This is a genomic window from Actinomadura keratinilytica (genome assembly GCF_039539665.1).
Lineage (GTDB): Bacteria > Actinomycetota > Actinomycetes > Streptosporangiales > Streptosporangiaceae > Spirillospora > Spirillospora keratinilytica.
The window spans coordinates 57,920-70,725 of record NZ_BAABDO010000024.1; the positions used below are offsets into that span (position 1 = coordinate 57,920).

Below are 12,806 nucleotides of genomic sequence, written 5' to 3' on the forward strand. Positions count from 1 at the left end.
CGCGCGTCACGCTCCACCGATGGGGTGGTTTGCTGCCTCGCCTGCAAGGGCGTGCCCCGCTGGTCCACCGCACACCTGTTCAAGCCGCTGGCGACAAGACGTCGAGTCGATCGACCAGAGACTCAAGGCCATCTCGACCTGGAACGTCGCGGCGAACGCACCCAGGCCGATGCCGTTGTTCGCATCGCGATCCGGGGGCACCTGTGATCCGGAGCAACGGCCACGCCGGTCAACAGGTCGAACGAGCATTCGTTGCATCCCAGCCGCGGTCGGAGTTGTTCTTTAGAGAGCGGAGATCGTCTGCAACCGGTGCGGCCGCCGTGGTGCAGTCGTGCAGTTGGGCGGTCGTGGAGGAGCTTCTGGAGCGACGGCCATCCGTTCTCGGACTTCGACGTGGAGGTTTGCTCGTTCGTCCACTTCGTCAATGCTGCGGTCGGTGGTCCTCTCGTGCGGCATCCTCACGAGGCTCGGTCACATCGTGGCCGGACTTTGCTCCGCAGGACATGGGCTCAACGTGACGAGGCGAGGACTCGGGAGGGAGGAGTTTTCTCGCCAGGCTCACGGCGATGTTCTCCAGGTCTTCCAGGAGGGGATGCTGTGAAGACTTCAGGTAGCACAGGCTTATGGTCGCCGGTTCGATGTCGGAGATGGGCACGTAGGCCAGGCCGGGGCGGGGGAAGAAGGAGGCGGCCGAGGCCCCTGCGATGTTCACGCCGGCGCCGGTGGCGCACAGCTCCAGGATCTCCTCCAGGTCTTCGGTGTGGGGGGCATGGATGACCGGGGTGCCGTCGGGGCGGGGGTCGACCGTCCACCATGCAAGGTCGGGGAAGGAACCCGCCGGGTGAATGAACGGCAGGTCATTGGTCTCGTTGATGCGCACGCTCTCCCGCTGGGCCAGTGGATGCCTGCTGGAGATGACCAGGACACGCGGTTCAGTCCACAGTGGGACCGCTCGGATCTTCGGGTCGATCAGGAACGGCGGAAGGGGCACGAAGACGGCGTCGACACGTCCCTCCAAGAGAGAGGGGATGCCGTCGGACAGCTTCAGCCGCCGCAGTTCGAGGCGTATGTCGGCCACGCGGTCGATCAGCGTGGTCAGGATCGGCGTGGTGAGCGGACCGGCTCCCACACCGGTCAGTCCCAAGGTCAGGCTCGGCTGTTCGTGCAGCTGCCGGGCCCAGCGCAGCATCTCCTCGTGCGCGGCCACGCACCGGCGCGCATGGTCCGTCAGAGCTCTGCCGTGCTCGGTGAGGTGGACGCTGCGAGAGGTGCGCTCGAACAGTGTGACGCCCAGTCGGCGTTCGAGGCGGCTGATCTGCTGGCTCAGGGAGGGCGCCGTGATGTGGAGCCGTGCAGCGGCGCGCCCGAAGTGGAGTTCTTCTGCGACGGTGAGGAAGTACCGCAGTGTAGTGATCGAGATGTCGCTGCTTCCCGGCTCCATGTAGGTGATCCTAACGATTTGCTCGGAAAGCCGACTATGTACTCGTACTTCGCTTCTTAGCGATTGGTTGTATCGAACGATCGAGGGGCTGCGGCCCTGGTGTTGCCTGAGCCGGGACGACCTTCCCTCCGCCCTGCCTGGACTTGGCTTCGAGAGGCTTCGCTCGCGTTTTGGTCGAAGGAGTGAACCCGCACGTGCCGTGTGCTGGAGCGGTCGCGAAAACGGCCGCTCCAGCACACGGCTGATGCCCGTCGGTGTCAACGGTTCAGTCGAAGAAGTCCCTGCGCAGGTGCTGGTCGAAGAACCGCTCGATGAGACCGGACGTGAGGACTCCGGGCCGGGCCAGGTCCGGTTTCCCGCCTCGTGTGGTGTGGACGGTCGTGCGCAGGGGCGGGATCTGTTCGAGGGCCTCGGTGTTGAAGAAGCCGTGACCGGCGCCGTGGACCGTCACCAAGGTCGCCTCGGCGCCCGCGGCGACCAGGGCCTCGAACAGCCGCCGGCTCTGGCGGGGACCGATGAGGAGGTCGGCGTCCCCGTGCAGGATCAGGAAGGGCGGCGCCGCTTCGGTGACGTGGCTGACGGGGCTGGCCTGGGCGGCGCGTTCGGGATGCCGTGTCGTCGGTCCTCCGAGCAGGCCCCAGGGCGGGGACTCCGGGTCTACGTCATTGACCACTCCGTCCGGCAGCCTGTCGGCGTCCAGGTGCGGAAGGTCCGTCGGGCCGTAACCGTCGACGACGGCCTGGACCGCGCTGGAGTGGCCCGCGTGCTCCCCGTCGCCTTCCCATGCCGGGGCACCGCCGGTCACGCCCAACAGTGCGGCCAGATGTCCGCCGGCCGAGCTGCCCCACACCCCGATGCGTTCGGGATCCAGTCCGTACTCGTGCGCCACCGACCGCAGGTAGCGCACGGCGGTTTTCACATCGTGCAGCTGGGCGGGCCAGATCGCCGTCCGGCTCGACCGGTATTCCACATCCGCCATGGCGTAGCCCCGCTGGGCGAACAACCGCCCCAGGTGGGGACCCATGCCTCGGGCCGCCATCCGCCAGCCGCCTCCCGGCAGCCACATGATGACCGGTCTCGGGCCGGGCGTCTCCTCGGGCAGATAGAGATCGAGCCGCAGCTCGCCACCGGTGGCGGGGCGGGAGAAGACCAGGGCGCGCAGCACCTTCACGGGGGCCTCAGGTGCGGTGGGCCCCGGGGGCGAGGCTGCGGCCAGACCTTCGACATACCGGCGCATCAGCTCGGTGTTGTACCGGCGCTGTGCCGCGATGGCATCCTCGTCCGGCAGCGAGTGCGTGCTCACGCTTCTTCCCACCGGTAGTCCGGGAGAGGGATGTTCCTGTACCGGCTGAACGCCTCCTGCATCTGCTCCGGCGAGGGCGTGAACGGTTCGGTGAGCGGCACGTCGCGCTCATCGGTCAGCTCGCCCAGCGCCTGGAAGAACCGTTCGAATCCTCCCGTGCAGACCCCAAGGATCTTGGTGTACTCGGCTTCGCCGCGGTACGAATGCACGATCCCGGCAGGCACGTAGCCGAAATCGCCGGGGCCCAGCAGCTTGCTCTCCTGGCGTCCGTCGGCGTGTTCGACGAAGACGCGGGCGGCTCCCTCGACCACGTAGAAGATCTCGTGCACGTCCACGTGCGAGTGCGGGACGATCAGGTCGCCCTTGGGCTGACGCATGGTGAAGACGCCGAACTGGCCGTCCGTCTCGTCCTTCGACAGCAGCACCGTCACCAGGCTGTCGAACACCGCCGACCGCTCACCATCGCCGTCGTCGAGGAAGAACGGCACGGGGCGCCCGGGGAGCACTCCCTTCCAGGACGGCTTTTCCTGTCGGTTGCGGATCTGGTCGAATGTCACGGTTCTCTCCGTAGGTGAACAGTGCGGGGTGGTTGCAAGCAGGCGTGACGTGCGTTCGGCCTGCTGATGGATCAGATCTGCGGCATGCGTTGGGCGCGGGCGGCCGCGCGCCAGGGTGACGGCCGGGCGTCGTCAGTGCCGCAGCCCTTTGGGCCCGATCGCGCTGTGCTGCGGCGGCTCGGGGCGGCGGGTCCTGTCGCCCCAGGTCCTGGCCTCGGGCATGACCTCCTCGGCGAACAGGGTGATCGCCCGCCGGGAGGCCTCCGCCGACATTCCGGGGTGGTGGAAGGCCAGGCACAGCTCGTCCAGCGGCGCCTCGGCGAAGAACTCGCGCATCCTCTGCTTGACCTTTTCGACCGACCCGACGAAGAAGGGCATGCCGCCGAAAGTGAAGTCGGACTTGCGCAGCTCGCCGACGGGAGGCAGGCCGGCGGCCATCGGTGAGCCGCGGTCACCGTAGAAGGAGATCCAGGCGTGCAGCCCTTCCTCGGCCTCGTCCCACGCCTGCTCGGTGGTCTCGGCGATGTGGACGGCCACCGGGCCGGACACCAGCTTCACGTCATCCAGGCTGCGGCCGCTGCCTTCGAGCGCGTCGAGGTAGGTGTTGTGGGCCGGGCCGAGCGCCATGGCCAGGCCGTACCCGCGGGTGGCGGCGCGCTTGGCGCTCTGCGGACCGACGGCGGCCATGAAGAGCGGCGGATGCGGCCGCTGGACGGGCTTGGTGGTCATGCGCACGTTGTCGAAGTGGAAGTACTTACCGTGGTGGCTGAACTCCTCCTCCGTCCAGCACTTCTGGACGATCTGCAGGGCCTCATAGGTCCGTCCGAAGGTTTCGGAGCGGGGAATGTCGAAGACCTCGCACTCGGCTTCCATGGGGCCCGCGCCGATGGCCAGATCCAGCCTGCCGTGGGACAGGATGTCGATCATGGCGGCCTCTTCGGCCAGGAGGATGGGGTGGTGGAAGGCCAGCAGCAGCACGTAGGTGCCCAGGCGGATCCGACGGGTCTGGCGGGCCAGCGCAGCCAGCACCGGCAGCGCCGACGGATTGTGCTGGTCCTTGGCGAAGTGATGCTCCGGCTGCCAGATGTGGCTGTAACCCAGTTCGTCGGCGAGCAGGAAATCGTCGAAGAACTCGTCGTACAACTGGGGAAGCGGCAGGGGCCGTTGCGGCAGGTTCCTGATGGTGCTCGCGATCGCCACGTCCATGGGGTGTCCCTCGAAATCGGCGCCGAGCACCCCTGATCGGAGCACCCGGCGGGGATGGAGCAGCAGCCATGCGGTTGCCGAAGCAGGGCTCGGACGCCGCGGCCCCGTCTCCGCCTTCGCAGGAGCGGGAGCAGGGCCGGCATTTTCGCCTCCACGACGCCGTGCGGCCGCCCGGTGGGAATCGAGTCCGAACCGACCGGCCACGGTCCCTGCCGTGTGTTCGTGCTCACTTAATGATCCAGGGACCAAAGTCCTGATGTCCAGGTGGAACTGCCCCACTGATCATTAGGATGCTCCGAACTATCTGCAACGGCGAGAGTGCGCCGCACCGCCTGTGCCTGTCATGCCGTGGACTCGGTCGCTCCTGAACCGGTGCCCGATCACGAGGACGCTACGCAGGGGCCCGAGGGAGAAGATCGTGAGAGCGTTTCGCGAGGTCGGCGGCCCCGCTGCCTCAAGACTGGGCGACCCGACGACAGCGACCGGTCGGCGCCCACGGACTGTCCCGCCGGGCCGCAGTGGGCACCGACTGGCGCAGCCGTCCGAATTCCCAGGACTAGACGGAGGACGTGACGGCCGCGGGTGAGGGCTACCTGGTTGCCCTCACCCGCCCTGAGATCTTCGGACTATCCCCGCGTGCGCGGGGCCGACCTGCGACACCGTGGCCAGGTGCCGCAGCGTCGCGGACCATCCCCGCGTGCGCGGGGCCGACTCGAGAGCCGCCACGATCGCCGCCAGCCGACCATTGGCCTCCTGGTCATCGACCACCACCGACTGGGCGTTCCACACCCCGTGCCGGGACTCGATCCGATCCGGACTGTGAGCGATCACCGAGAAGTGCCGCTTGATGCGGTAGCGGCCTTCCGTCATCGTTGCCCGCCTCCTCTCGGCGCTGCCTGCTGTGGCCCTGGTGGTGTGGCGCCCTCCCCGTCGGGGCGGCATCCCACGACGACCACGTGGACGAGCAGCTCGTACAGTCCGTCCAAGCCGACGATCCGGTGCACCTCGTCGTCGCACAGGCTGCCGCAGGCGACGCTGGCCAGGCCGAGCGCTTCCACGCTCAGGTGCAGGTGTTCCGCCATGGCGCCGGCCTCCAGAAGCAGGAAGCGCACTCCGCGCTCGCCGTACTTGCGCATGGTGCGCCAGGGACGACCGACGAAGAGGACGACCGCGGCCGCCTCGTGCAGATGGTCGAGGTCGGGCGGAGACAGGCAGGTGTCCAGCAACTGCCGTGCGTCGGCAGAGCGCGCCAGAGGCACAAGAACGTCGTTTCGATCGTCGTAGCGAAGGATGTCGGTGCCCAGCCCCTCGACGCGTAGCGGGGCGACATATACCGCGATCGGGCGCAGTCCACCTCCGGACGGGGCTGTGTAGTAGGGCATGACCACCTCCCCGCCGCCGCTCAGTGCGACGCGACCATGCCCCGTTCTGCCGGCGGTGGCCCGTAGCAGGGTTGCGATGTGCGCCAGATCCGTGGAGCCTCCCGAGAAGCGACGTCGGCTGCGGCGTTGGGTGAGCACCTTCTCAAGCCGGGCCTGAAGCGGCAGCGATTCGGGGAGCGGGAGCGAACCTGCCCGACATGGGCCTACCGTGTCGCTGCCGAGCAGGGACACCGTGGTCAGCCCTGTGTCGGTGAAGTACGGACGAGTGGAGGCCAAGACCCGGGCGTCCTCCCGGCGGATCCGAGAGGCCAGCAGGAAGTCCTCCGCGGGGCGCGGGTCGCCGGACTGGCCCAGCGACCGGAAGCGCAGTGCGTGATTCCTCAGGCCCGTCGCCGTGAACCACGGTTGCAGTCCGCGGTAGGAATTCGCGAATGTCGCTGACCTGTACGTGCTTGCCATGCCGTTTCCCTGGGCATCGTGCGTCACTGTGTTCCCCGGTGGTCGTGGCGAAGGGCCGGCTGTTCCGAGGCATTCCCGGGTGGGCAGGACTCGGGGCCGGCGGTGGGCGACCGCCGGCCCCGGGCGACCACGTCACTCCTCGACGACCGCGGCCGCCGAGGTCGAACCCGAGGTGCTCCCCGCGGGCACGGTCAGCTGCTCGCCGGACACCTCGTCGATCTCCTCGCCGTGAGCGAGCGTGCGCTCTTCGCGCACCTGTTCGGTGGTGAGCTGCATGGTCCCTCCGGATTCAGCGCGAACATCACACATCGCCGATCTTGACCGGCAATGTCAAAGTAGCGTGGAGTGTTCTTTTTGGGGTGTCCCGCTTTTCAGCGACTTGCGTAAGGGCGCGTGTTGCCCGACACTGCGACGGACGTTCGGGGGCGAAGGCCGGGAGTTACATGCGTCAGCGAGTTGGGGCGATCGAAAGGAAGGACCGGGGCGGACCGCCTCGCCGCGGGCTGGACAGGGAGCTGGCCCGGCTGGACGGCGCCCCGTGCGGGCGCTACAAGGGGCTCGTCGGTGCCTGGGAACTGCCCGATGGAGGCACGCTGGAGCTGATCCGGGCCCAGGCCGACCCGTTCGCGCCGCCCGCAAGGGTCGCCGTCCACGTCCCGGGCGACCTGGCCGGCTTCCCCGGTGAACTGTGGAAGTCCCCGGTGCGGCGCAGGGCGCTGGCCGGGTACCTGGTGCGGCAGGCGGCGCGGGAGGCCGCGTCGGAGTCCGCCTACCACATCGACGCGGGCGGCCAGGAGGTACTGGACCGCAGCTCCTGCACGGTCGGCGACGACGGGTCGGTGACCCTGCGGCTCGGTGTTGCGCTGCCGGGCCCGAGCCGCCGGGTCGACGGCCGCAGGGCGCAGCGCCTGCTGTGGCGGGGCTTGCCGCGGCTGGTCGACCGCGCCCTCCGCTATGCCGCCCTGGACGCGGAGAAGATGTGGGAGTTCGTCGCGACCGTGGAGGACTCCGCCGCGTTGCGTGCCGCCCTGTCCGAGATGGGGCTGGTCGCCTTCGTCGCCGACGGTGCTCTGCTGCCGCGCCGCAGCGGCGCCGACGACCGTCCCGCGCGCGGCTCCGGGCTGGTGCCGTTCCGATCCCCGGACGAGCTGCGGGTGACCGTGACGCTGCCGAACGCGGGCGAGGTCACCGGCATGGGGATCCCGACCGGGGTGACCCTGATCGTCGGCGGCGGCTTCCACGGCAAGTCGACGCTGCTGCGGGCCCTGGAAACGGGGATCTGGGACCACGTTCCCGGCGACGGGCGCGAACGCGTCGTCGCCCTCTCCGACACGGTGAAGATCCGCGCCGAGGACGGCCGCCGGGTGGAGCGGGTGGACGTGCACGCCTTCGTGGACCATCTGCCCGGCGGGGCCGACACCACCGACTTCTCCACCTCCAACGCCTCCGGCTCCACCTCGCAGGCGGCGTCCCTGTGCGAGGCCGTGGAGGCGGGGGCGCGGCTCCTGCTCGTCGACGAGGACACCGCGGCCACCAACCTGATGATCCGTGACGCCCGGATGCAGGCGCTGGTGGCCAAGGACCGCGAGCCGCTCACCCCGCTGGTGGACGTGGTGCGCTCCCTGCACCGCGACCACGGCGTCTCCACGGTCTTGGTCATGGGCGGTTCCGGCGACTACCTGGAGGTCGCCGACCGGGTGGTGATGATGGACGGCTACCGCCCGTACGACGTCACCGAGCGGGCCCGCGAGATCGCCGCCGTCCCCACGGGGCGGCACGCCGAGGCCGAGCATTTCCCCGGCGTCGTCCCCCGCCGCCCGGACCCCGCGCACATCGACGCCGCCGTCCGCGGCCGGCCCCGGATCCGCGCCCGGGGCACCGACTACCTCGTCTACGGCCAGGACGAGGTCGACTTGCGCGCCGTCGAGCAGCTCGCCGACGCCTCGCACGTCACCGGTGTCGGCCTGGCGATGGAGCTGCTGGTGCGCCGCGGCCACCTGGACGGACGACGCACCCTGGCCGAGGCCCTGGACCTGCTCGACCAGGAGCTGACCGAGCACGAGGGCGTCGCGGCGCTGCTGTCGGTGCGCGACGACGACTTCGCCGTGCCGCGCCGCTACGAGGTCGCCGCGGCCCTCAACCGCCTGCGGACGCTGAAAGTGAACCGCTGACCGACAGGACGGAAGTGTTCCCGCCAGCCCTGGGGGCTCCGTTGTCACGAGGGCTCGGTCGAGATCGTTCGGGATCCCTCCCGCACGCTCCCGGCCCTGGATCCGACCGGCCGCGACCTGCGGCCGGCGATGGGCGCGTTCACCGAGACCTGCCGGATCGTGTGCGCCGACGCGGCGCTGCGCGTGGAGTTCCGCACGGACCGCTCCGACGCCGAGCACCGGGTGGGATACCTGGTCTCTGCGGGGGACGGTACCCGGCGCCGTTCACCGCGCAAGACGTGTGCGACCGCCGCACCGCCCGCGGCCCCTACGAGCCGGGGCGCCCGGACGGCGCGGTGGCCGGGCGGCCGGAGGAACTGGCGGTCGAGGAGAGGCCGAGGTCTTCCGGGTGCCGTCTCGGGAGCTGATCGAGCCGGCAGAGGATGCCGACCGGCACCTGTTCTCCACCCCGTCCATGGTTCGCGAGACGCGCGCGTGGCTGCGCCTGGACCTCGAAAACCCGCGGTACGAGCAGGACGGCCTGAACGCCCGCGTACTGGGGCTGTCCTCCAGGGAGACCCGTGCGCTGCGGAGGATGCTGTCTCCGCGGTGATATCAGGTGCTGAGACGGGCTGGGGCGGGTGCCGCGTCTGCTGGCGTCGTCGGCCCGCAGGATGCTCGACTGCGACGGCGAGGTCTTCATGCTGGTGGGCCGCCCCGGCTGCACGGGCGGCGGCGGGGGTGGCCCGGCGTGCCAGCCGTCGTCGTAGGGTCGGGTGGAGTTCTCCCCGCGCAGGCGAGGTGTCGTGATCGTGGGTGCCAAACGCTTCTCCTCGCCAGCCTTTCCTCGTCGCGAGGCTTTCCGCCCGCCAGGCCAGAACGCCCAGCACACCCCGCTGTGGACGCGATCGGTGGGCGGCGGCGGCCTTTGTCGGCTCGGCAGTACGTGACGCGGTAGGCGGCTCCCAACATGACACGACCTGGATCAAGCCGACCTGTCTGGAAGGGATGACGTTCGTGCCCGGCTCCCTGCCCGAGTCTCCAGCGCCTCTATCCGGTAAGCCCAGCGTGCTGTTCGTGTGTGTGCACAACGCGGGCCGGTCTCAGATGGCCGCCGCCTACCTCACCCACCTGGCCGGCGACGCCATCGAGGTGCGCTCGGCCGGTTCGTCGCCCGCCGCTCGGGTCGATCCAGCCGTGGTGGAGGCGATGGCGGAGGAGGGCATCGACATCTCCGCCGAGACCCCCAAGATTCTGACCGTCGAAGCCGTTCAGGCCTCTGACGTGGTCATCACGATGGGATGCGGAGACGCCTGCCCGTTCTTCCCCGGCAAGCGCTACCTGGACTGGCGAGTGGACGACCCTGCCGGGCAGGACTTGGACGCCGTCCGCCGTATCCGCGATGAGGTCCGAAAGCGCGTCGAGGACCTGATCAGCGAGCTGAAGAACTAGCGGTCACCCGGCTGGGGAAGGCGCGAGCGGTTCGACGCCGGATCCGTCGGACTCTGCACCGCGGTGGACGCTTTGGGATGCGGACGAAGGCCGGGATCCCCGCGCCGTCGGGCATCGGCGTTGGTGGCTGATGCCTGAAGACCGAGCCGGTCCGGGCCGTTCGCATTGCCGTTGAATGGGGCGTTGAGCGAGGTGTCCTCGGTGTGCGCGACGGCGCGTGCCGAATACCAGCCGACGACGCCGGCCACGGCGTCGACACGTGTCCAAGACCTGCCTGAAGCTGCGAACACCGCCGCCCCCGAGCTCGCCGAGCGCCATGGCGGGCGGAGCAGGCAGTGCCGACACCAAGGAGTTCTGCACGGCCCGCCTCAGTCTTCCGCAGGCGGACAGCAGGTCCGCAGGTAGCCCTGCAATTCGCGCAGAGATCGCTCGACTGCGGCAGTGTCGATGCGGTAGTAGACCTGCCTGCCGTCCTTGCGGGACGTCAGCAGTCCGCCGCGACGCAGCAGGGCCAACTGCTGAGAGGCGGTCGGCTGGGCTATGCCCAGGCGTTCGGCCACAGTGCCCACGGTCAGCTCGACACCCCCGGTGAACAGTTGCAGCATTTGCTGCCGCTGCTCGCTGGCCAGCGCTTTGAGGAACTCACGAGCTCCAGGGCCGAGCTCGGGGGGCGCTCCCCATCCAGGCTCGTCGCCGACCGCGCCGTCGCCGATCGGCAGGGCTCCCGAGCCATCCGCCGCTTCGGTCACCGCTAAGCCCTCCCGCCCGTGGTCGCAGTAGGGCCGATCCTACCAACCCATTGTCATATTGACATATTACAAACTAACAATACGATTCTCCCATGTCCGCGACTACTGCACCGTTGCTCATCATCGGCGGCGGCCAAGCTGGACTGGCCACCGCCTACACCGCCCGCACCCTCGGCCTGCACCCCCTTGTCCTAGAGGCCTCAGACCGGACTGCCGGGGCTTGGCCGCGCTACTACGACAGCCTCACCCTGTTCTCCCCAGCCCGGTGCAGCTCCCTGCCCGGGCGCCCCTTCCCCGCCGACCCCGACGGCTATCCCACCCGTGACGAGGTCGTGGCCTACCTGTCCGACTACGCCGCAGCCTTGGACGCCGACATCCGCACCGGCCACCGCGTCGCCCAGGTGACCACAGCCCGGCCGGACGGCGGGTTCGAGGTGACCACCGCCGACGGCAAGCTCTTCCACGCATCCATGGTGATCGCCGCGACTGGGGCGTTCAGCCGACCGCACCGGCCCGACCTTCCCGGGCTGGACGGCTTCACCGGCACGGTGCTGCACTCGGCCGACTACCGACGCCCCGAACCTTTGGCGGGCCGACGGGTGGTGATCGTGGGCGGCGGGAACTCCGCGGTGCAGATCGCCGTCGAGCTGGCCGAGCACGCGCGCGTCACCCTCGCCACCCTGCATCCGCTGCGGTTCATGCCCCAGCGGGTGCTAGGGGTGGACATGCACATCTGGTTGCGGCGCACGGGCTTGGACACCGCTGCATGGGCCCGACCGCTGCTGACCGGCGGCAGGGGCACTCCGGTGTTCGACACCGGCACCTACCGCACGCAGATCGCCACCGGCAACCCCGACCGCCGTCCCCTGTTCGCCCGCGTGGAGGGCTCTGAGGTGGTGTGGCAGGACGGCACTCGCGAACAGGTCGACACCATCCTGCTGGCCACCGGCTACCGGCCCGACGTCGGTTACCTCGCCGGCCTGGACGGCGCCCTGGACGACAACGGGCAGCCCCGCCACCACGGCGGGGTTTCCATCAGCCACCCTGGTCTGGGCTTCGTGGGCCTGGAATGGCAGCGCTCGTTCGCCTCGGCCACGCTACGCGGTGTGGGCGCAGACGCCCGCCACGTCCTCAACCGACTCCGCAGGCAGCAGGCCCGCATAGGCCGTGCCACGCCCGCCCGCACCCGCCACTGAGCTCTGCCAGTGCGAGATCCGTCCAGATCCGCTGAAGGGAGATGTGGGCTCAGGCCGGGGGTGCAGCCGGAAGCGCGAAGAGGCCGGCCAGGCGGGCAAGGGCCTGCGGGATGATCCGGTAGTACACCCAGGTTCCGCGCCGTTCACCCTGGATCAGCCCGGCCTGACGCAACACCTTCAGATGGTGGGAGATGGTCGGGGCGGTCAGCTCGAACGCCTCGTTCAACTCGCACACGCACACCTCATCGCCTTCGGCGGAGGCGATCAGGTTCAACAGCCGCAACCGCACGGGATCCGCCAACGCCTTGAACACCTTGGCCAGCTCAGCGGCTTCGGCCTCCGAGAAGGTCGAGCCGCTGAGCGGCGCGCAGCATGCCGGATCAGCGGAAGCGGAACCAGGAGCGGTGACGTCCGCAAGCTCAAGCAACTTAGACATATCTCTAATTTGACATCTGTCTATTCAGTGGGCAACCTGACCTTGATTAGATGAACTTCTAAACAGGGGTGCCGCCCAAGCCCACCCCGTCCGCCTACCGCGCCCGTTTCTGGTCGCGGCCGGCACGCCGTTCGCCAGGCTCCCAAGGGACACAGTTCGATGACCGACAATCCGCACCTCAGCACCGGCTCCGACCCCGCCCCTGACCCTGCCTCTGCGGCTGGGCTTGCCCCCTCTGCGGCCCAACTCTCGGGCACCGGCGGCTGTTGCGCCCTCGCCGCCACCGGCCTGTTCGTCGTCCAGCACCTCACGCGCCCGTGAAGACGGCCAGCTGCTCCGAAGACCCGGCACAGCTCGACCGCCGACCACGCGCCAGTCAGGTACGAGCTAGGTGTGCTGTTCGGACAGGTTGGTGACACCGTCGGCCGGGGTTTGGCCCGCGATGCCGGCGTGGGGTCGGTGGTGGTTGTACCAG

General features: G+C 69.4%; 15 protein-coding genes. 5 read left to right on the forward strand and 10 right to left on the reverse strand.

Annotation, left to right across the window (positions count from 1 at the left end):
- Positions 1-421 precede the first annotated feature (421 nt).
- From ABD879_RS11135 to ABD879_RS11165, 7 genes are all read right to left on the reverse strand, one after another.
- Positions 422-1,441 carry a LysR family transcriptional regulator gene (locus ABD879_RS11135; RefSeq protein WP_345020183.1) on the reverse strand — a complete coding sequence of 340 codons (1,020 nt, stop codon included), beginning with the start codon at positions 1,439-1,441 and terminating at the stop codon, positions 422-424.
- Between the two features lie 265 nt (positions 1,442-1,706).
- Positions 1,707-2,744 (reverse strand): alpha/beta hydrolase fold domain-containing protein, encoded by a 1,038-nt coding sequence (locus ABD879_RS11140; protein WP_345020187.1) that lies wholly within the window; start codon positions 2,742-2,744, stop codon positions 1,707-1,709.
- The gene (locus ABD879_RS11145; protein ID WP_345020190.1) at positions 2,741-3,301 is read right to left on the reverse strand and encodes a quercetin 2,3-dioxygenase; all 561 of its coding nucleotides are present in this window, start codon (positions 3,299-3,301) and stop codon (positions 2,741-2,743) included. The genes ABD879_RS11140 and ABD879_RS11145 overlap by 4 nt, the downstream gene beginning before the upstream one ends.
- 132 nt (positions 3,302-3,433) lie before the next feature.
- The gene (locus ABD879_RS11150; protein ID WP_345020194.1) at positions 3,434-4,507 is read right to left on the reverse strand and encodes an LLM class flavin-dependent oxidoreductase; all 1,074 of its coding nucleotides are present in this window, start codon (positions 4,505-4,507) and stop codon (positions 3,434-3,436) included.
- Between the two features lie 603 nt (positions 4,508-5,110).
- Positions 5,111-5,377 carry a hypothetical protein gene (locus tag ABD879_RS11155; protein ID WP_345020196.1) on the reverse strand — a complete coding sequence of 89 codons (267 nt, stop codon included), beginning with the start codon at positions 5,375-5,377 and terminating at the stop codon, positions 5,111-5,113.
- On the reverse strand, positions 5,374-6,348 hold the full coding sequence (locus ABD879_RS11160) for a SagB/ThcOx family dehydrogenase (protein ID WP_345020198.1): 975 nt from the start codon (positions 6,346-6,348) through the stop codon (positions 5,374-5,376). Before ABD879_RS11160 ends, ABD879_RS11155 begins: the two co-directional genes overlap by 4 nt.
- 132 nt (positions 6,349-6,480) lie before the next feature.
- Positions 6,481-6,624, reverse strand: a complete 144-nt coding sequence (locus ABD879_RS11165; RefSeq protein WP_345020200.1) for a hypothetical protein — start codon at positions 6,622-6,624, stop codon at positions 6,481-6,483.
- Positions 6,625-6,791: 167 nt separating this feature from the next.
- Here ABD879_RS11165 and ABD879_RS11170 point away from each other — a divergent pair, with 167 nt between their 5' ends.
- The 4 genes from ABD879_RS11170 (at position 6,792) to ABD879_RS11185 (ending at position 9,950) form a co-directional block, all read left to right on the forward strand.
- Positions 6,792-8,519 carry an ABC-ATPase domain-containing protein gene (locus tag ABD879_RS11170; protein ID WP_345020202.1) on the forward strand — a complete coding sequence of 576 codons (1,728 nt, stop codon included), beginning with the start codon at positions 6,792-6,794 and terminating at the stop codon, positions 8,517-8,519.
- 388 nt (positions 8,520-8,907) lie between these two features.
- Positions 8,908-9,111, forward strand: coding sequence for a hypothetical protein (locus ABD879_RS11175; RefSeq protein ID WP_345020205.1), 204 nt, complete (start codon positions 8,908-8,910; stop codon positions 9,109-9,111).
- 28 nt (positions 9,112-9,139) lie between these two features.
- Entirely contained in the window at positions 9,140-9,268 is a 129-nt protein-coding gene (locus ABD879_RS11180; RefSeq protein ID WP_345020207.1) for a hypothetical protein, read from the forward strand.
- A 247-nt stretch (positions 9,269-9,515) separates the two neighbouring features.
- Complete coding sequence (locus ABD879_RS11185; RefSeq protein ID WP_345020209.1) at positions 9,516-9,950, forward strand: arsenate reductase ArsC; 435 nt, start codon at positions 9,516-9,518, stop codon at positions 9,948-9,950.
- Here the strand turns inward: ABD879_RS11185 and ABD879_RS11190 are convergent.
- Both ABD879_RS11190 and ABD879_RS11195 read right to left on the reverse strand, forming a co-directional pair.
- Positions 9,947-10,198 carry a hypothetical protein gene (locus tag ABD879_RS11190; protein WP_345020211.1) on the reverse strand — a complete coding sequence of 84 codons (252 nt, stop codon included), beginning with the start codon at positions 10,196-10,198 and terminating at the stop codon, positions 9,947-9,949. The genes ABD879_RS11185 and ABD879_RS11190 overlap by 4 nt on opposite strands.
- 120 nt (positions 10,199-10,318) lie before the next feature.
- Positions 10,319-10,699, reverse strand: a complete 381-nt coding sequence (locus tag ABD879_RS11195) for an ArsR/SmtB family transcription factor (RefSeq protein ID WP_345020213.1) — start codon at positions 10,697-10,699, stop codon at positions 10,319-10,321.
- A gap of 92 nt (positions 10,700-10,791) precedes the next feature.
- On the opposite strand from ABD879_RS11195, the gene ABD879_RS11200 reads away from it, so the two are divergent.
- Positions 10,792-11,895, forward strand: coding sequence for a flavin-containing monooxygenase (locus ABD879_RS11200; RefSeq protein ID WP_345020215.1), 1,104 nt, complete (start codon positions 10,792-10,794; stop codon positions 11,893-11,895).
- A gap of 49 nt (positions 11,896-11,944) precedes the next feature.
- Here ABD879_RS11200 and ABD879_RS11205 read toward each other — a convergent pair whose 3' ends face one another.
- Positions 11,945-12,331, reverse strand: coding sequence for a metalloregulator ArsR/SmtB family transcription factor (locus ABD879_RS11205; RefSeq protein ID WP_345020218.1), 387 nt, complete (start codon positions 12,329-12,331; stop codon positions 11,945-11,947).
- Positions 12,332-12,806: the final 475 nt, after the last annotated feature.